The organism is Polaromonas sp. P4_F6 (assembly GCF_056401275.1).
This window is the reverse complement of sequence record NZ_JBFUJQ010000001.1, coordinates 701,004-716,288: the sequence shown is the minus strand read 5'-3', so window position 1 is coordinate 716,288 and position 15,285 is coordinate 701,004. Positions and strand designations below refer to the sequence as shown.

The window sequence follows — 15,285 nt, the reverse complement described above, 5'->3', positions numbered from 1 at the left end:
GATTCAAGGTTTGACTCCTGGGCAGTGGACCGGGCCCACGCGGGTGATGTCTTCGAGGCTGCCGGGCGGCAGCTCGACGCTAAAGGTGCAGCTCGCGCCGTTCCATTTCAGGCGCAGGCTGTTGGTGGTTTGCAGGCCGGTGACGAAGGCTTCGCCGCGCCGGGCGACAAAAAACTCCTTCTTGTCGCCGACCAGCTCGATTTCGGCGCCGGCCGGCGCGGGCTCGCCGTTGTCAAGCACGATGCGTATCAGGGCGCCGCGGCCCGAGCGCACGGGGAAGCTGATCTTGACCGCGCCGCGCAGGGCCGGCACGGCCTCACGCTCGATGGAGTCGAGCTCGGCGCTGATGGGCAGCTCGGTCGGGTCCAGCCGCACGCTGTTGCGCTGGAAGGGCAGCAAGCGCGGCAGCAGCGCGATGCCCTTCTCGTCGGTGCGGGTCAGCGTGCTGCCCTGAAAGCCCACGCCGACATTGGCGTAGCCCGGCACTTCGACAATGGCGAAACTGTCCTGCACCCGGCGTGTGGCGAACGCCTGGCCTTCGGCCATCACCAATCCCCCAATCAGGCCCAGGCGCAGGTTCTGCTGGGTCTGCCCCGCGCTGACGTCGGCTGAAAACAGGCCTTTGCTGCCCTGGTAATAGGCGCCGCCCTCGGTGTAGCCGCCGTCGGCGCGCGAACCCAGCGCCGTGCGCCAGCCCCAGCCGGTCTCTGCGCTCAGGGCCCGGCTGGCATTCACATAACTTTCGGTGGTGCCGCTGCGGCGGGTGACGCCTGAGGCAATCGTGACGCGGTTTTCCAGCGGCACGATCAGGGTCGCGCCCACCGAGGTGCCGGTGGAGATTCCGCTGAGCCGTGTGGCGCTGAGCGTCAGCGCGCTGTGCGGCCCGAGCCGCATGGTGTAGTTGACGCTGAGGGTGTCGAGTTTGCCCAGGTCATAGTTGTCAAAGCCCGCATAGCTGATGTTGAAGGCTCCGAACTTGTCGGTGCTGTAACTGTAGCTGGCGGTGGTCTGCAGCCGCGGCATCGGGTTTGCCGTGTCTATGCCCAGTTGCCGGTAGCCGCGCGAGGCGCCTTCGGCGCTCAGCGAGACGCCGTGGCGCAAGCCGGTGCGCTCTATGCCGACCAGCCAGTTGTGGCCGCGGCCGGCGGTGTCGCTGCGGCTGAAGGAGACCGCGGTTTGGCCCAGCATCTGGAAGGGCAGCTCATAGCTGGCGCCCGCGCCCACGCGCGCCAGCGGCCGGGACCATTCGCCGTTGGCCTCGACGGTGATGCTTTTGGTCAGGCCCTGGCGCCACAGGCCCGACACAAAGCGCGGGCCGTAGTCGGCGTTCTCGATGCCCAGCTGGTTGCGTATGGCGCCCAGCTCGAAGCTCCAGTCGCTGAGGTTTTCCTCCAGCAGGTTGGCATTGCTGAAAAAGGACTGGGTGATGACGGTCTCTCGGCCCAGGATGTCGCGCACCACCACCCGCGCTTCGCCGGCGCCCGTCAAGGCGGGGAAGTTGTCGATGCTGAAGGGGCCGGAAGGCACCTTGGAGGTCTGCCGCAACGCGTCATTGACGTACAGCTCCACGGTGCTGGGCGCGGCTGACAGCCCGGTGACGGTCGGGATGGGTTGGGTGACGAAGCCGGGCTGCAGGGAGAAATTTTTCGCAAACTGCACGCCACCGAAATAGACCGACCGCCCAGAGATGCCGGTGCGCGTGCTGCTGTCGCCCAGGCGCAGGGTGCTGTTGGACTCCAGGAAATTGCGCGTATAGGTGGTTTCCAGCCGCCGCCAGGAGGCCTTGAGCGTCGGGTCCTGGCTCACGAGGTTGCGGCCCACATAGCTGCTGGTCAGCAGCCCCCACTGCCCTGAGAACCCGAATTCGGTCAGGGCGCCCAGGTCGCGGGCCACGGTGTTTCCGCCGATAGAGTCGCGGTTGCGGCTGGTGAGGTAGTTGAGGTCGTAGTTGGCAAAGAACGCCGGGATCGACGGCGACAGCGGAGGCCGCATGGCCGACTCCTGCGTCAGGCGCACGGCATTGAAGGCCGACGGAGAAAAGACCAGATCGACCGACTGCTCGGCAAAATTCAGGCGCGCCTCGAAGCCCGGGATGGATGAGAGGGCATACCAGCGCTGGCCCTGGAAATCGATGTCCTGCGCGCTGGGGCGGCGGTTCAGCCGCCATTCCTCGAAAGCGTCCTCGGGCGCATACAGAATGCCGTTGCGCTCCAGCAGCGTCCAGACGCCGCCCTTGGTGCTGTTGATGAAGACCTCCAGCGGAAGCAGGCGGTCATTGGCGGCGCGGGCAGCGGGCGGCGCATTGGAGGAAGCCGCCACCTGCGCCTGGGCCGGCAGGCCATAGCAGAGGACGGCAATGCCTATTGCGAGGGGATGCTTTCGTAGAGCCCGTCTACACCTCATGGGATAGGGCGCCCGTCAGGGCAGCGCGATACTGGTCGTCAGGCTTTGTCCGTCGTCAAAGGTCACCACCAGCTGGGCCTGGCCTGCGGTCAAGGCTTGCTCGCCTTTGAGGCTGACGGTTTTACGGGCGCCCGGGAGGATGTAGCTGCCGCCTTCAAAGCGGGCCAGCGTCTGCGGGCCCCGCGTCACGACGGCTTCCCGTATTTGCGCGTAGGCCGAGCCGGTATTGCTGCACTGCAGGGTGAGGGTCTTGGCGTCAGCCGCCTGGTTGGTGCAACTGACCTCGCGCTTGGCCGCCGGCGGGGTGATGAATACCGGCATGCTCAGGGCCAGCGCGATGGGAACCTGAATGCCGGACGCGGGCAGGGCTTCCGGCACCTCGCGGATGATCATGCGGTAGGTCAGCTGCCGGCTTGCGTCGGCGGGTTTGAGCAAGGCCAGGCGGACCACCTGCCGGGCCTTGGGCGCGAGCTTGATGATGGGCGGCGCCAGGATCAGGTCTTCCGTCAGCACCAGTTCGTCCGTGCCGTCCGGCTTCTGGCTCCAGGTGTTGATGTCGGCTTGCAGGACGACCTCGGTGTCCGCTTCGTTGGTCAGGGTGACGGCGATGGCGCGATCACGCGGCGTCATGTAAAGGCGCACGGGTGTCACGGAAAACACGCCGGCCGTGGCGGGACCCCAGGACGCAAGCAGACTCAGCAGGAGAGCATAGGTGACGAGGCTGCTTCGGCGCTTTGGGACGTTCATCCCTAGAAGGATACCAGCATCTCGATAGATTTCGGCTGATTACCAGCGTGGGCCAGGCGCACGGCCGTGAGCGTTCCCCGGATGTCCTGAAAGCGCAAGCGGGCCTGTTTTTCGATCTCTGCGGCTTCCGGGCCCATGGCGTAGCGCCGGCTTTCAAATTCCCAGCCATCGTCGGCTTCATCACCGGCCGAGGCCTGGCGCTGGTCATCCAGCCGGCAAGCCATGCGGGGACCCGGGTCGTTGCGGGATGCCTCGCTGCGGCAGTAATCGGGCAGCAGGGAGTCGCGGGTGGGGCGGTAGCCGGGCATGAACCGGGAGTTGCTCAGAGAATTCCCCTGGGCGCTGACGCTGCGGACCTGTGCGATATTGACAAAGACGTTGGAGTTGCAGCTGACCTGCACCGAGGCGCCGCCGCTGCCCGAGCCCGTAGCGCTGGTGCAGGCGTTGCCGGCGGGGTCGCCGCCGTTCAGGTGGATCTGTACGCCGAACTGGCCGCCGGCGGTACCGGAAAAACAGAAAACGCTCGCCGAAAGCAGGGACACACCGAGAGCCAGCTTTGCGAGCGAGCGCATCGGTGTTGCCATGATCGGGGCCGCGAACGTCAAGATCCGTTTAGTACGTGATCGTCAGCGTGCGGGTTTTGTTGGTCGCTGCGGTGTTCGAGCAGGCGCCGCCGGCGGTGGCGCACTTGCCGGCCTGGCCAGCAGCCATGGAACCGGTCACGGTGTAAGCCTGGGTGTTACCGTTGCCGGTGCCGCCTGCTGCGCTCAGTGCCAGGGTGTAGGCAAGGTCAACGGCATCGTCGGTTACGGCGGTGGAGTCGAGCGCCAGGGTGTAAGGCAGGGTTTTTGTGCACTGGATCGTGAACGCACCGGCGGTGGTGTGTGCCTGGGCGCCGGCCTGGAACGAGGTGTAGTTGAACACCACGTCCGAGGTCTTGACGTATTTGCAGGCGCTGGTCAGGTTGATGGTGACATCGAACTGTCCAGTGGCCGTGGCTGCCTGGGCGGGCACGGCGGCGATAGCGGCAAGGCCGAGGGCGATTACTAAAATAAGCTTTTTCATGACGGGTCTCCGGTTGAGTGAGCGAGTTAACGGGGGGACAAAATGTGAAGGTGAGTGAACTGTAACTAGGTATTTCAAAAAAACGCACATTTGTAACCGTAACAGAGCACCGGAGTGGGGAATTTATCACGTCAGATCGTTGAAAAGATTGGATTTATTCGTAAATGAACCCAAAAGAATTACACGTAACAAAGGTAAATACCACCAATAAGGGTGGTTATTTCCCGTCCAAATAGCGAGTTAGTAACAGATTTGAAACAACCATGACCCAGACCATGCAAAAACAAACCCTTTCCTTCCAGGCCGAGGTGGCGCAGCTGCTCAAGCTGGTCACCCACTCGCTGTACTCGAACCCAGAGATCTTTCTGCGCGAGCTGATTTCCAATGCGTCGGATGCCTGCGACAAGCTGCGCTTCGAGGCGCTCAACGACGCTTCGCTCTACGAGAACGATGCCGAGCTCAAGGTGCGCGTGAGCTTCGACAAGGCCGCGAGCACGCTGACCATCACCGACAACGGCATAGGCCTGTCACAGCAGGAAGCCATCGACAACCTGGGCACCATCGCCAAGAGCGGCACGCGCGACTTCATGGCCAAACTCTCGGGCGACCAGAAGAACGACGCGCAGCTGATAGGCCAGTTCGGCGTGGGCTTTTATTCGGGTTTTATCGTGGCGGACAAGATCACGGTGGAAAGCCGCCGCGCGGGCCTGCCGGCGGGCCAGGGCGTGCGCTGGGCCAGCGACGGCACCGGCGAGTTCGAGGTCAGCGAGATCGAGCGCGCCGGGCGCGGTACCAGCATCATCCTGCACCTCAAGGAGGACTCGCTCGACTACCTCAATGCCTGGAAGCTCAAGGGCATCATCAACAAATACTCCGACCACATCTCGCTGCCCATCCTGATGCAGAAAGAGGAATGGAAAGAGGGCGAAAACGACCAGCCCGGCGAGATGGTGACGACCGGCGAGTGGGAAACCCTGAACCAGGCTGCGGCCCTGTGGACGCGCGCCAAGAAGGACATCACCCAGGACCAGTACGACGAGTTCTACCGCCAGCTCAGCTACGACAGCGAGGCGCCGCTGGCCACCACGCACAACCGCGTGGAAGGCGCGACCGAGTACACGCAGCTGCTGTTCATCCCGGCCAAGGCGCCCATGGACATGTTCAACCGCGACAAGGCCGCGGGCGTGAAGCTCTACGTCAAACGCGTCTTCATCATGGACGACGCCCAGGCGCTGATGCCGACCTATTTGCGCTTCGTCAAGGGTGTGGTGGACTCGTCCGACTTGCCGCTCAACGTCTCGCGTGAACTGTTGCAGGAAAGCCGCGCCGTCAAGGCCATACGCGAAGGCTGCACCAAGCGCGTGCTGGGCATGATCGAAGACCTGGCCGCCAACGATGCCGAAAAGTTCAAGACTTTTTACGCCGAGTTCGGCGCCGTGCTCAAGGAAGGCCTGGGCGAGGATTTCGCGAACCGCGAGCGCCTGGCCAAGCTGCTGCGTTTCGCCTCCTCGACCACCGACACGGTGAGCGTGGGTTTTGCCGACTACAAGGCGCGCATGAAAGAAGGCCAGGACGCGATCTACTACATCACCGCCGACACGCTGGCCGCCGCGAAGAACAGCCCGCAGCTCGAGATCTTCCGCAAAAAGGGCATTGAAGTGCTGCTGATGGCCGACCGCGTCGACGAGTGGGCGCTCAACTACCTGCACGAGTTCGACGGCACGCCGCTGCAGTCGGTGGCCAAGGGTGCGGTGGACCTGGGCAAGCTGCAGGACGAGGACGAGAAAAAGGCCGCCGAAGAGGCGCAGACCCAGTTCAAGCCCATCCTCGACAAGCTCAAGGAAGCCCTCAAGGACAAGGCCAAGGACGTGCGCGCCACCACGCGCCTGGTCGACTCACCGGCCTGCCTGGTGGTGCAGGACGGCGACATGTCGACCCAGCTGGCCCGCATGCTCAAGCAGGCCGGCCAGGCCGTGCCCGAGGTCAAGCCCATCCTGGAAGTCAACGCCCAGCATCCGCTGGTGAAGAAGCTCGAAAGCGGCGAACACTTCGACGACCTCGCCCACATCCTGTTCGACCAGGCCTTGCTGGCCGAGGGCGGCATGCCGAACGACCCGGCGGCCTATGTGCGGCGGGTCAACGCTTTGCTGGTGTGAACCTGGCCGACCCAAAAAAGCCCGCTGCATGCGGGCTTTTTTTGCGCCCTTTCGTCCCCGGGGGGCGCTGACAGCCGCTAGACCACCAGCGGCGCTTCCTGCATGGCCTCGGTCTGCTCTTCGAGCATGTCGACCTGGCCTTTCCAGTAGTCGCTGGAGCCGAACCACGGGAAATTGATGGGGAAGATGGGGTCGTGCCAGCGCTGCGCCAGCCAGGCGCTGTAGTGCACCAGGCGCAGGGTGCGCAGCGGCTCTATCAGCGCGAGTTCGCGCCGGTCGAATTCGCGGAACTCCTCATAGCCGTCGACCAGTGCGCCCAGTTGCCGGGTGCTCTGGGCCCGGTCGCCGGAGACCAGCATCCACAAATCCTGCACGGCCGGGCCGCTGCGCGCGTCGTCGAGGTCGACAAAATGCGGCCCCGCCAGCGGCAGGCCTTCGGGCGTCCACAAAATATTGCCGGGGTGGCAGTCGCCGTGCAGGCGCAGGGTGCGCACGTCGCCCACGCTCTCGAACACGGTTTGCGCCACCAGCATGGCTTCGTCAAAGGCCTTGCGCCAGCGCGATTCCATGTCCAGCGGGATGTAGCCGTGGGCGCCTTTCGCGCTGTGGTCGCCGCCCAGCAGGATGTCGCGCGGGGCAAAGCCGAAGGTCTGCAGGTTGAGCGCCGGTCTATGGACAAACGGTTTTGCGCTGCCCACGGTGTGTATGCGCGCCAGGAAGCGGCCTATCCACTCCAGCACCTCGAGGTTGTCGAGCTCGGGCCGGCGCCCGCCGCGGCTGGGCGAGACGCTGAAGCTGAAGCCGCCGAAGTGGTGCAGCGTGGCGCCTTCCAGCAGCAGCGGGCCGACCACCGGGATCTCGGCGGCCATCAGCTCGGCCGCGAAGGCGTGCTCTTCGATGATTTGCGCGTCGCTCCAGCGGTCCGGCCGGTAGAACTTGGCGACCACCACGTCGCCCGCCAGCTCGGCTTCGCCCACCGGGCTTTCGAGATGCACCTGGTAGACCCGGTTTTCGTAGCTGGACAGCGCCATCAGGCGGCCGTCGCCCAGCAGGCCCACGCTGGCCAGCGCGTCCAGCACGCGGTCAGGGGTCAGCGTCTCGTAGGCATGCAGCGCGGCGCTGGCGGGGGCTTGGCTTTTCTCGGTCATGCACCGATTGTCGGCGCAGTTGCCGGGCCCAGCCAGTGGGGCGTGTAAACGGCTGTTCCCGCGAACAGCTTTTCAGGGCAGCAGGATATGGCCGGTGCGCGGGTCGCCTTTGCCGGCGAGCACCTCCTGGTACACCGCCTGCACGGCCGCCCGGCCGGCATGCCGCCGGGGGCTGAGCCAGGGCGGCTGGGCGCTGCTCACCTGCCCGGTGAAGTCCTGCCAGGCTTGCGCGAGCTTGCGGCCGAAGGCTTCCGCGCCCCAATCGGCGACGCGCTTTTTGACCTGGGCCGGCGCGAAAAACAGCACCGGCCGGGGACCCGGCAAATCCCGGCTGCCGCCCTTGGCCGCGAGTTCGTCGACATGGGTGCCGCCTATGGAGCAGTTGTAGCGCAGCTGGCCGAAGCGGTCGTGGATGCGCTGGCGCAAGGGGGCGCTGCCCGCGAAATCGACATAAATGCAGGGCGTATCGGCGGCCAGGCTGTCCAGCTGTTCGTAGCCCAGCACGCGGCTGTAGCAGCCCAGGCTTTCACAAAAAGCCCTATTGCCCGGCGAGGTCAGGCCCACGACCGCCAGGCCCGCGCGCCTGGCGAGCTGGAAGGCCGTGCCGTAAGCGGTCTTGCTCGATGCGCTGGACAGCAGCAGGGTGGTGCCTCCGCCGAAAAAATCGTTGTCGGCCAGGAAATCGTCGATCAGGAAGGAGGTGATGAACAGCGGTCGCAGCAGCGACTGCACATCCTCGGTGGCGGCGTCGTAAAACGGGTCGGTGGCGCAGCGCATGTACTGGTTGTAGACCACCGGCAGCGCTTGCCGGTGAGCAGCGCCGTCAAAAAAGCCCGCGGATGTCACGCGCGCGGGCTGCGCCACCAGCTCGCTGCCCATGGGGTAGTAGCCGTAAAACTTCTCGCCCACGGCGACACCCTCGCACTGCGATTGCGTCACCACGGCGAAACCCCAGACCGGGATGCAGCCCCATGCGTCGTCGCCGGTCGGGAAGAACTGCCAGTAATTCATGGCCTCACCAAAGGCCGCGTAGGTGATGTTGTTGGACGTGAGCGCAAAGGACTCGATGGCCAGCCGCACCTGGCCGGGGGCCAGCGCAAGCGGGGCTGCGGTTTGCCAGCGGGTTTCGGTAAGGGAGTCCTTGCGGACCTGGAAGGTGGCGATGTTCATCACCGCACCGTAAATGAAACGGCCCGCCGGTTCAACACCGGCGGGCCGCATTAGTGACACTGAGGCCTGATTACTTCAGGGTAATCGTCACGTCGATATTGCCGCGGGTTGCGTTGGAGTATGGGCAAACCTGGTGGGCTGCATCGACCAGGGCCTGGGCGGCGGCGCGGTCCATGCCGGGCAGGGTCACATCCAGGCGCACGGCGATGCCGTAGCCGTTGGGGATCTTGCCCAGGTCGACGCTGGAGTCGATCGACACGTCGGCGGGCACGTCGATCTTCTTCATGCCGCCCACGGCCTTCATCGCGCCGATAAAGCAGGCTGCGTAGCCGGCCGCGAACAGCTGCTCGGGGTTGGTGCCGGTGCCCGAGGTGCCGGGCGAGCTCAGGGTGACGTCCAGGCGGCCGTCGTCGGTCTTGGACTTGCCGTCACGGCCGCCGGTGGTGTGGGCGTGGGCGGTGTAGAGAACTTTTTCGAGCGTGGTCATGGTGGCTTCCTTTGGAAAATACCCCGTCAGGGGCGGGTTAAAAATCGATAGGTGAAAGAGGTCAGGCCGTCAGGCGCTTGCGGAAAGATTGCACTTGCTGCGTCAGCGACACCAGTTCGGGAATCGAGCATTGCGTGGCGCTCAGGATGCAGCCCGGAATCTTGGCGGCCTTGTCCTTGAGCTTGCGGCCTGCGGCCGTCAGCGTGATGTGCACGCGGCGCTCGTCCTGCACGGCGCGCAGGCGCGAGACCAGCCCGGCCGTTTCCATGCGCTTGAGCAAAGGGGTCAGCGTGCCCGAATCGAGGTACAGCCGCTCGCCGAGCTCGGACACCGTGAGGCCGTCCTGCTCCCACAGCACCAGCATCGCGAGGTATTGCGGGTAGGTCAGGCCCAGATCCTCGAGCAGGGGCTTGTAGAGCTTGGTCATGGCCAGCGAGGTGGAATACAGCGCAAAACACAGCTGGTTGTCCAGCTGCAGCATGGCGTCCACGGAGTCGGTTTTGTTGGGCATGGATGAATTGTAGCTCACAATTAAATTGTGTACAAGTTAATTTAAAAAGATGCTTCAGAGGCTGCAGGTGCGCGGGGGGCGGGCCTGCTAAAAGCGCGGCCCCAAAAGAAAAAGGCTCCAAAACCGAAGTTTTGAAGCCTTTGGTGCTTGGCCCAGCACGAAGCTGGGTCAGCGGGTTAACAGGGCTTAGTAGCCGCCGCGGCCGCCGCCACCACCACCACCGTAGCCGCCGCCACCGGAACGGCCGCCACCGCCGCCGCCGTAGCCGCCACCGCCGGAGCGATCGCCGCCACCGCCGTAACCGCCACCACCGCCGCCGAAGCCGCCGGTACGGGGAGGACGTGCCTCCATCGGACGGGCTTCGTTCACGGTGATGCTACGGCCGCCCAGGGACTGGCCGTTCATGCCGGCGATTGCGGCTTGTGCTTCGGCATCATTGCCCATTTCGACGAAACCAAAACCCTTGGAGCGGCCGGTGTCGCGCTCCATCATGACTTTGGCGCTGGTAATGGAGCCGAAGGCGCCAAAAGATTGTTGCAGGTCTTCGTCGCGGACCGTGTATGGCAGATTGCCGACGTAAAGTTTATTGCCCATGGGGACTCCTAAAAACACATAAAAACAAAGCGATGGGGTCCCGAAAGCACAACAAACTCAAAAGTAACGCCGTAGCGCGCGAAACTGACCGATCACCAACTTGTGCGGGTGTTTTGCACACCCGTACTGCTCGATTATGCGCCCATAAGTGCCAAAAGCCCTTTTTTAGTTTTTCTTCCCCCTGTTTCTTGCTCCCTCTCCCCCTGGGAGCGCGTGATGAAAAGGGCTTTGTACCGCCCGAAGCGGGGCCTCGCAGCACCCCCACTAAACTTGGGGCCATGCAAACCTCCAGCTCCGCGCGCGCCGCAAAACCTTCCAAAGGCGCGGCAAAGCCATCCCCCGCCGCGCAAGTGATTGAAGAGCTGCGCCCCGGGCAGTCCATCGAGCTGCTCAAGGAACTGCACATCCTCACGCGCGAGGGCAAGCTCAACCAGGATACGCGGCGCAAGCTCAAGCAGGTCTACCACCTGTACCAGTTCATAGAGCCCCTGCTTAATAACGTTAAGGAGGCCGCTGCGCAGAAAGCCGGCTTCACGCTGGCCGACCACGGCGCCGGCAAGTCCTACCTGGGTTTCATCCTCTACGACCTGTTCTTCAACGTGGCGCACGCGGGTGAGCCCGTGGCCGGCCATGTCTACGGCATAGAAACCCGCGCCGAACTCGTCGACAAATCGCGCAGCCTGGCCGCGCGCCTGGGTTTTGCGCGCATGTCCTTCCTGAATTTGACGGTGCAGGAGGCCACCACTTCGGACCAGTTGCCGCCCGCCGTCGACATCGTCACCGCGCTGCATGCCTGCGACACCGCCACCGACGACGCGATCGCCTTCGGCCTGGCCAAGGGCGCGCGCCACATGGTGCTGGTGCCCTGCTGCCAGGCCGAGGTGGCCGGCGTGCTCAAGAAAAGCCGGGCCCTGTCGCTGGCCAAAACCCCGCTGGCCGAACTCTGGCGCCACCCGCTGCACACGCGCGAATTCGGCAGCCAGATCACCAATGTGCTGCGCTGCCTGCAGCTCGAAGCCAACGGCTACCAGGTCACCGTGACCGAACTCGTGGGCTGGGAGCACTCGATGAAGAACGAGCTGATCCTGGCCAGCCGCCCGGCCCAGCCCCAGGCCGGCAAGACCCGCGCGGCGCAAGCGCGTTTGCGCGAAGTGCTGGATGAACTCGGACTGGGCGAGCTGACGGCGCGTTTCGGCGTCCAGGCCGAGCCGGCTTAAGCCCGGGGCGCGGCCTCGCCGCGGCGTTCCGCGGCCAGTTGCCGGATATTCGCGATCAGCCCCTGCTGAGCCGGCGTGGGCGCCATGTCGGCACGCAGCGTGAGTCCCACCAGTTCCTCGGTGCCCGCCATGCTGACGGGCAATTGCAGCAGCACACCGCTGTCCAGCTCGGGCCGCACCGCGCCCAGCGGCGAGACCCAGACCGCATCGCTTTGCAGCGTGTAGCCGCGCGCAATCGACACCGACAAAGTCTCTATGGTCCGCGCCGGCAGGGCCAGGCCGCGCGAGAGGAAAAAGCCGTCCGCCGTGTGGCGGATCGCCGTGCCCTGGGTGGGCAGTACCACCGTGAAGGCCTGCAGGCCGGCCAGCACGCCGGCCTTCAGCGCGGCGTGTTCCAGCAGCGGGTGGCCGGGCCGCACCGCCAGCACCAGCGGGTCGGCATACAGGTGCTCAAAACTCAGGCCCAGCATATGGGCCGGCTCGGCAAAGCGGCCTATGACCAGGTCCAGCTCGCGCTGCCGCAGGCGCGCCAGCAATTCGGGGTTGGCGCCGGTGTGTATGCGCAGGCTGGTGTGCGCGCCTTCCCCGGCCTCGGCATCCTGGCGCAGCAGCAGTTGCGGCAGCAGCCAGGGCGCCACCGTGGGCAGCACGCCAATCGCGACCACGGCATTGCCCTGGCGCCGCGTTTGCGCCACGCTGGCCACGGCCTCGCGCAGCGCGCTCACGCTGGCGCCGGCATGGCGCAAAAAAGCCTCGCCCTCACGCGTGGGCACCGCGCCCCGGCGTCCGCGCTCAAACAGGCGCACGGCCAGCAGGTCTTCGAGCTCTTTCAGGGTTTTGGAAACGGCCGGCTGGGTGACGGCCAGCACGTCGGCTGCCTTCTGCAGGCTGCCGTGCTGCGCTACCGCGAGGAAGCATTGCAAATGCCGGTATTTGATGCGCTCGTCGACCATGGCCTGATTTAACCATCATCGGCCAATTTGGTTATGGATAAAGCGAAAAAATCTCAATATACATAACCATTCAGTGCGATTAAAGTCGTTCCAGCGCCGGAATTCGCCTCAAAAAGCGTCCAGGCCGCCCATCTGACCCACGGAGACACCCCGCATGAAACCCGACCTGAACAACAGCTTTCTCGCCCCGCGTGACTGGACCAGCCATTCGCCGCATATCTACCCCGGCTACAAATCCACCCTGCTGCGCGGCCCCAAGCAGCCGCTGGTGCCTATCAAGCAGGCGCTGGCCCAGCTCAACGCGCCGGTCTACGGTGTGGAGCAATTCGGCCCGCTGGACAACGACCTCACCAAAAACGCCGTCATGAACGGCGACCCGCTGGGCGAGCGCATCATCGTCACCGGCCGCGTGACGGACGAAGACGGCCGGCCCGTGCGCAACACCTTGGTTGAAGTCTGGCAGGCCAACGCGGCCGGCCGTTATGTGCACAAGGTCGACCAGCACGACGCGCCGCTGGACCCCAACTTCCTGGGCGCCGGCCGCTGCATGACCGACGACCAGGGCCGCTACAGCTTCAAGACCATCAAGCCAGGCGCCTACCCCTGGGGCAACCACCCGAATGCCTGGCGGCCGCAGCATATCCACTTCTCGCTGTTCGGCGACTACTTCGCCAGCCGCCTGGTCACGCAGATGTATTTCCCCGGCGACCCGCTGCTCAGCTACGACCCCATGTACATGGGCGCGCCCGACAGCGTGCGCGAGCTGATGGTCTCCAAGTTCAGCCTGGACGTGACCCAGCCCGACTACGCGCTCGGTTATGTGTTCGACATCGTGCTGCGCGGCCCCAAGGCCACGCGTTTTGAATAAACGGCGGGAAGACACCATCACCATGAGCCAGCTCAAACAAACCCCATCGCAAACCGTCGGCCCCTTCTTCGCCTACGGCCTCACGCCCACGCAATACGGCTACGACCTCAAAAGCCTGTTCACGCCCGTGCTGGCCCAGCCGAATGCCCAAGGCGAACACATACGCATCACCGGCCAGGTCTTTGACGGCGCCGGCAACGCCATCATGGACGCCATGGTCGAGATCGCTCAGCCCGACGGCAGCGGCCAGCCCATCACCTCGCTGGCCGACGCTGAAGCGCGCGGCTTCACCGGTTTCGGCCGCTGCGGCACCGGCACCCTGCCGCAAAGCCACTACGAGTTCTTTACCGTCAAGCCCGGCGTGGCCGCGGCGGGGCAGGCGCCCTTTATCAACGTCTGCGTGACCATGCGCGGCCTGCTGGTGCACACCTTTACGCGCATCTACTTTGAGGATGAAGCCGAGGCCAACACCAAGGACGCGGTGCTGTCCAGCGTGCCGGCCGCGCGGCGCGCCACCCTGGTCGCCAAGCGCGAAATGACGGGGGCCGGGCCGCAGTACCGCTTTGACATCCATATGCAGGGTGACAAGGAGACGGTGTTTTTCGACCTGTGAAGGCGTGGGGGCTTGTGACGCCCGCGTGTGATGGGCCGGGTGCAAAAGGTCTATAAAAGCGGTTTCCCCAAAGGGAGACCCGCATGACCATCGAACTCGACCATTCCATCGTTTCGGCCCGCGACAAGGTGGCCGCGGCCCGGCAGCTGGCTGAACTGCTGGGCGTGCCCTGGGCGCCCACGGCGCTGGGGCCTTTCTCCGCCGTCTATGTCAACGAAGGCCTGACGCTGGACTTCATCGACACCGACGAGGACTTCCCCGTCCAGCACTTCTGCTTTCGCGTGAGCCCGCAGGAGTTCGACGCCATCCTGGCGCGCATCCAGGCGGCTGGCATTCCCTATCGCAGCACGGTGCGCGGCCCGATGGACCGGCAGATCGACACACAGTTCGGCGGCAAGGGTGTTTACTGGAACGAACCCGAGGGGCACCAGTGGGAGATGCTGACGGTTAGCTATGCGCGGCAGTGAGGGGGCTCAATCCTCGCCGTAATCGTGGTCGGGGTGGTTGACCGTACCGAGCTTCCAGTAACCCCGGCCCACAATGCGGCTGCGCTCCACACCCAGTTCTTCAATCAGTAGCCGGCGCAGGCTGCGCATGGCCGCGGCTTCGCAGGCCAGGTAGATGCGGGCGTCGGCAGCGGGCGCGCCAGCCTGGCGCAAGGCCGCTTCCAGCGCGGTGCCGGCCTTGTTGTTGTCGGCGCCGCGCGCCACCCAGCGGGCGTCGACTTTGGCGACGCTGTGCAGCGGGCGCTCTTCGGCGGCGTCCACCACTTCGACCAACACCTGCGCCTGCGCGCTCGAGGGCAAGGCGGCCAGAATGGTTTCAAACGCGGGCAGGGCGCTGTCGTCACCGATCAGCATGTGCACGGGCGCGTCCAGCGCGAGTTTGTAGCCGGGCCCCGGCCCCATCAAAAACAGCACCTGGCCGGTTTGCGCCTGCGCGGCCCAGGTGGACGCGGGGCCGTCGCCGTGCAGCACAAAGTCGACGTCGACCTCGTGCACATCCGCGCGCACGGCCAGCGGCGTGTAAGTGCGCATGGACTTCGGCCTGGGGCCGTCGGGCAGCGGGCGCTCCGGCTCGGTCTGGCCGGGCTCGGGAAAAATCAGCTTCATGTAACAGGCCGGGTCGTTGACCTCAAAGCCTTCAAGCTCCGCGCCCTGCAGGGTGATGCGGCGCATTAGCGGGCTCAAGGTTTGCACGCGGGTGACCTGCACGCGGCGTGGTGGACGGCGTTTGCGCGGTGCGGCCTCGGGAGCGGGAGCGGATGGGGATGCGGGTAGGGTGGACATAGGGGTCTTTCGGAAGGCGGCATATCAAGGCCGCGTGAGTTGAGGTGTTCTAGTTGAGAATAAT

Annotated in this window: 16 protein-coding genes; 5 read left to right on the top strand and 11 right to left on the bottom strand. The window is 65.0% G+C overall.

Annotated features, from left to right (window positions below; all coding sequences use genetic code 11):
- Positions 1 to 3: 3 nt before the first annotated feature.
- From AC1DUN_RS03395 to AC1DUN_RS03380, 4 genes are all read right to left on the bottom strand, one after another.
- Complete coding sequence (locus AC1DUN_RS03395; RefSeq protein WP_477700898.1) at positions 4 to 2,319, bottom strand: fimbria/pilus outer membrane usher protein; 2,316 nt, start codon at positions 2,317 to 2,319, stop codon at positions 4 to 6.
- A 99-nt stretch (positions 2,320 to 2,418) separates the two neighbouring features.
- Positions 2,419 to 3,150, bottom strand: a complete 732-nt coding sequence (locus AC1DUN_RS03390) for a fimbrial biogenesis chaperone (protein WP_477661564.1) — start codon at positions 3,148 to 3,150, stop codon at positions 2,419 to 2,421.
- A 2-nt stretch (positions 3,151 to 3,152) separates the two neighbouring features.
- Positions 3,153 to 3,734 carry a hypothetical protein gene (locus AC1DUN_RS03385; RefSeq protein WP_477700899.1) on the bottom strand — a complete coding sequence of 194 codons (582 nt, stop codon included), beginning with the start codon at positions 3,732 to 3,734 and terminating at the stop codon, positions 3,153 to 3,155.
- Positions 3,735 to 3,762: 28 nt separating this feature from the next.
- The gene (locus tag AC1DUN_RS03380; RefSeq protein WP_477661566.1) at positions 3,763 to 4,215 is read right to left on the bottom strand and encodes a spore coat protein U domain-containing protein; all 453 of its coding nucleotides are present in this window, start codon (positions 4,213 to 4,215) and stop codon (positions 3,763 to 3,765) included.
- A 275-nt stretch (positions 4,216 to 4,490) separates the two neighbouring features.
- On the opposite strand from AC1DUN_RS03380, the gene htpG reads away from it, so the two are divergent.
- Positions 4,491 to 6,371 carry a molecular chaperone HtpG gene (gene htpG, locus AC1DUN_RS03375; RefSeq protein ID WP_477712719.1) on the top strand — a complete coding sequence of 627 codons (1,881 nt, stop codon included), beginning with the start codon at positions 4,491 to 4,493 and terminating at the stop codon, positions 6,369 to 6,371.
- 77 nt (positions 6,372 to 6,448) lie between these two features.
- Here the strand turns inward: htpG and AC1DUN_RS03370 are convergent, their stop codons facing one another.
- The 5 genes from AC1DUN_RS03370 to AC1DUN_RS03350 form a co-directional block, all read right to left on the bottom strand.
- The gene (locus AC1DUN_RS03370) at positions 6,449 to 7,519 is read right to left on the bottom strand and encodes a serine/threonine protein kinase (RefSeq protein ID WP_477712718.1); all 1,071 of its coding nucleotides are present in this window, start codon (positions 7,517 to 7,519) and stop codon (positions 6,449 to 6,451) included.
- Between the two features lie 72 nt (positions 7,520 to 7,591).
- Positions 7,592 to 8,689 (bottom strand): DUF2855 family protein, encoded by a 1,098-nt coding sequence (locus AC1DUN_RS03365; protein ID WP_477712717.1) that lies wholly within the window; start codon positions 8,687 to 8,689, stop codon positions 7,592 to 7,594.
- A gap of 70 nt (positions 8,690 to 8,759) precedes the next feature.
- Positions 8,760 to 9,176, bottom strand: coding sequence for an organic hydroperoxide resistance protein (locus AC1DUN_RS03360; protein WP_007865659.1), 417 nt, complete (start codon positions 9,174 to 9,176; stop codon positions 8,760 to 8,762).
- A gap of 61 nt (positions 9,177 to 9,237) precedes the next feature.
- Positions 9,238 to 9,687, bottom strand: coding sequence for a MarR family winged helix-turn-helix transcriptional regulator (locus AC1DUN_RS03355; RefSeq protein WP_477661569.1), 450 nt, complete (start codon positions 9,685 to 9,687; stop codon positions 9,238 to 9,240).
- Between the two features lie 186 nt (positions 9,688 to 9,873).
- Complete coding sequence (locus AC1DUN_RS03350; protein ID WP_477712716.1) at positions 9,874 to 10,281, bottom strand: RNA recognition motif domain-containing protein; 408 nt, start codon at positions 10,279 to 10,281, stop codon at positions 9,874 to 9,876.
- 278 nt (positions 10,282 to 10,559) lie between these two features.
- On the opposite strand from AC1DUN_RS03350, the gene AC1DUN_RS03345 reads away from it, so the two are divergent.
- Complete coding sequence (locus tag AC1DUN_RS03345; RefSeq protein ID WP_477712715.1) at positions 10,560 to 11,498, top strand: class I SAM-dependent methyltransferase; 939 nt, start codon at positions 10,560 to 10,562, stop codon at positions 11,496 to 11,498.
- Here AC1DUN_RS03345 and pcaQ read toward each other — a convergent pair.
- The gene (pcaQ, locus tag AC1DUN_RS03340) at positions 11,495 to 12,451 is read right to left on the bottom strand and encodes a pca operon transcription factor PcaQ (protein WP_477712714.1); all 957 of its coding nucleotides are present in this window, start codon (positions 12,449 to 12,451) and stop codon (positions 11,495 to 11,497) included. The two genes, AC1DUN_RS03345 and pcaQ, sit on opposite strands and share 4 nt — an antisense overlap.
- A gap of 154 nt (positions 12,452 to 12,605) precedes the next feature.
- Here pcaQ and pcaH point away from each other — a divergent pair, with 154 nt between their 5' ends.
- The 3 genes from pcaH to AC1DUN_RS03325 all read left to right on the top strand — a co-directional run bounded on the left by pcaH (position 12,606) and on the right by AC1DUN_RS03325 (position 14,399).
- Positions 12,606 to 13,319, top strand: coding sequence for a protocatechuate 3,4-dioxygenase subunit beta (gene pcaH, locus AC1DUN_RS03335; RefSeq protein WP_477712713.1), 714 nt, complete (start codon positions 12,606 to 12,608; stop codon positions 13,317 to 13,319).
- Positions 13,320 to 13,341: 22 nt separating this feature from the next.
- Positions 13,342 to 13,932: a protocatechuate 3,4-dioxygenase subunit alpha gene (gene pcaG / locus AC1DUN_RS03330; RefSeq protein ID WP_477712712.1), complete on the top strand. Its 591-nt coding sequence runs from the start codon at positions 13,342 to 13,344 to the stop codon at positions 13,930 to 13,932.
- Positions 13,933 to 14,015: 83 nt separating this feature from the next.
- Positions 14,016 to 14,399, top strand: a complete 384-nt coding sequence (locus AC1DUN_RS03325; RefSeq protein ID WP_477712711.1) for a VOC family protein — start codon at positions 14,016 to 14,018, stop codon at positions 14,397 to 14,399.
- A 6-nt stretch (positions 14,400 to 14,405) separates the two neighbouring features.
- On the opposite strand, the gene AC1DUN_RS03320 is transcribed toward AC1DUN_RS03325, so the two are convergent.
- Positions 14,406 to 15,221, bottom strand: a complete 816-nt coding sequence (locus tag AC1DUN_RS03320) for a siderophore-interacting protein (RefSeq protein WP_477712710.1) — start codon at positions 15,219 to 15,221, stop codon at positions 14,406 to 14,408.
- Between the last annotated feature and the right edge of the window lie 64 nt (positions 15,222 to 15,285).

Bases quoted from the DNA above. Each gene is read 5' to 3' on its own strand.
- AC1DUN_RS03390 (WP_477661564.1), bottom strand. From the start codon at position 3,150: ATGAACGTCCCAAAGCGCCGAAGCAGCCTCGTCACCTATGCTCTCCTG.
- AC1DUN_RS03385 (WP_477700899.1), bottom strand. From the start codon at position 3,734: ATGGCAACACCGATGCGCTCGCTCGCAAAGCTGGCTCTCGGTGTGTCC.
- AC1DUN_RS03380 (WP_477661566.1), bottom strand. From the start codon at position 4,215: ATGAAAAAGCTTATTTTAGTAATCGCCCTCGGCCTTGCCGCTATCGCC.
- htpG (WP_477712719.1), top strand. From the start codon at position 4,491: ATGCAAAAACAAACCCTTTCCTTCCAGGCCGAGGTGGCGCAGCTGCTC.
- AC1DUN_RS03370 (WP_477712718.1), bottom strand. From the start codon at position 7,519: ATGACCGAGAAAAGCCAAGCCCCCGCCAGCGCCGCGCTGCATGCCTAC.
- AC1DUN_RS03365 (WP_477712717.1), bottom strand. From the start codon at position 8,689: ATGAACATCGCCACCTTCCAGGTCCGCAAGGACTCCCTTACCGAAACC.
- AC1DUN_RS03360 (WP_007865659.1), bottom strand. From the start codon at position 9,176: ATGACCACGCTCGAAAAAGTTCTCTACACCGCCCACGCCCACACCACC.
- AC1DUN_RS03355 (WP_477661569.1), bottom strand. From the start codon at position 9,687: ATGCCCAACAAAACCGACTCCGTGGACGCCATGCTGCAGCTGGACAAC.
- AC1DUN_RS03350 (WP_477712716.1), bottom strand. From the start codon at position 10,281: ATGGGCAATAAACTTTACGTCGGCAATCTGCCATACACGGTCCGCGAC.
- AC1DUN_RS03345 (WP_477712715.1), top strand. From the start codon at position 10,560: ATGCAAACCTCCAGCTCCGCGCGCGCCGCAAAACCTTCCAAAGGCGCG.
- pcaQ (WP_477712714.1), bottom strand. From the start codon at position 12,451: ATGGTCGACGAGCGCATCAAATACCGGCATTTGCAATGCTTCCTCGCG.
- pcaH (WP_477712713.1), top strand. From the start codon at position 12,606: ATGAAACCCGACCTGAACAACAGCTTTCTCGCCCCGCGTGACTGGACC.
- pcaG (WP_477712712.1), top strand. From the start codon at position 13,342: ATGAGCCAGCTCAAACAAACCCCATCGCAAACCGTCGGCCCCTTCTTC.
- AC1DUN_RS03325 (WP_477712711.1), top strand. From the start codon at position 14,016: ATGACCATCGAACTCGACCATTCCATCGTTTCGGCCCGCGACAAGGTG.
- AC1DUN_RS03320 (WP_477712710.1), bottom strand. From the start codon at position 15,221: ATGTCCACCCTACCCGCATCCCCATCCGCTCCCGCTCCCGAGGCCGCA.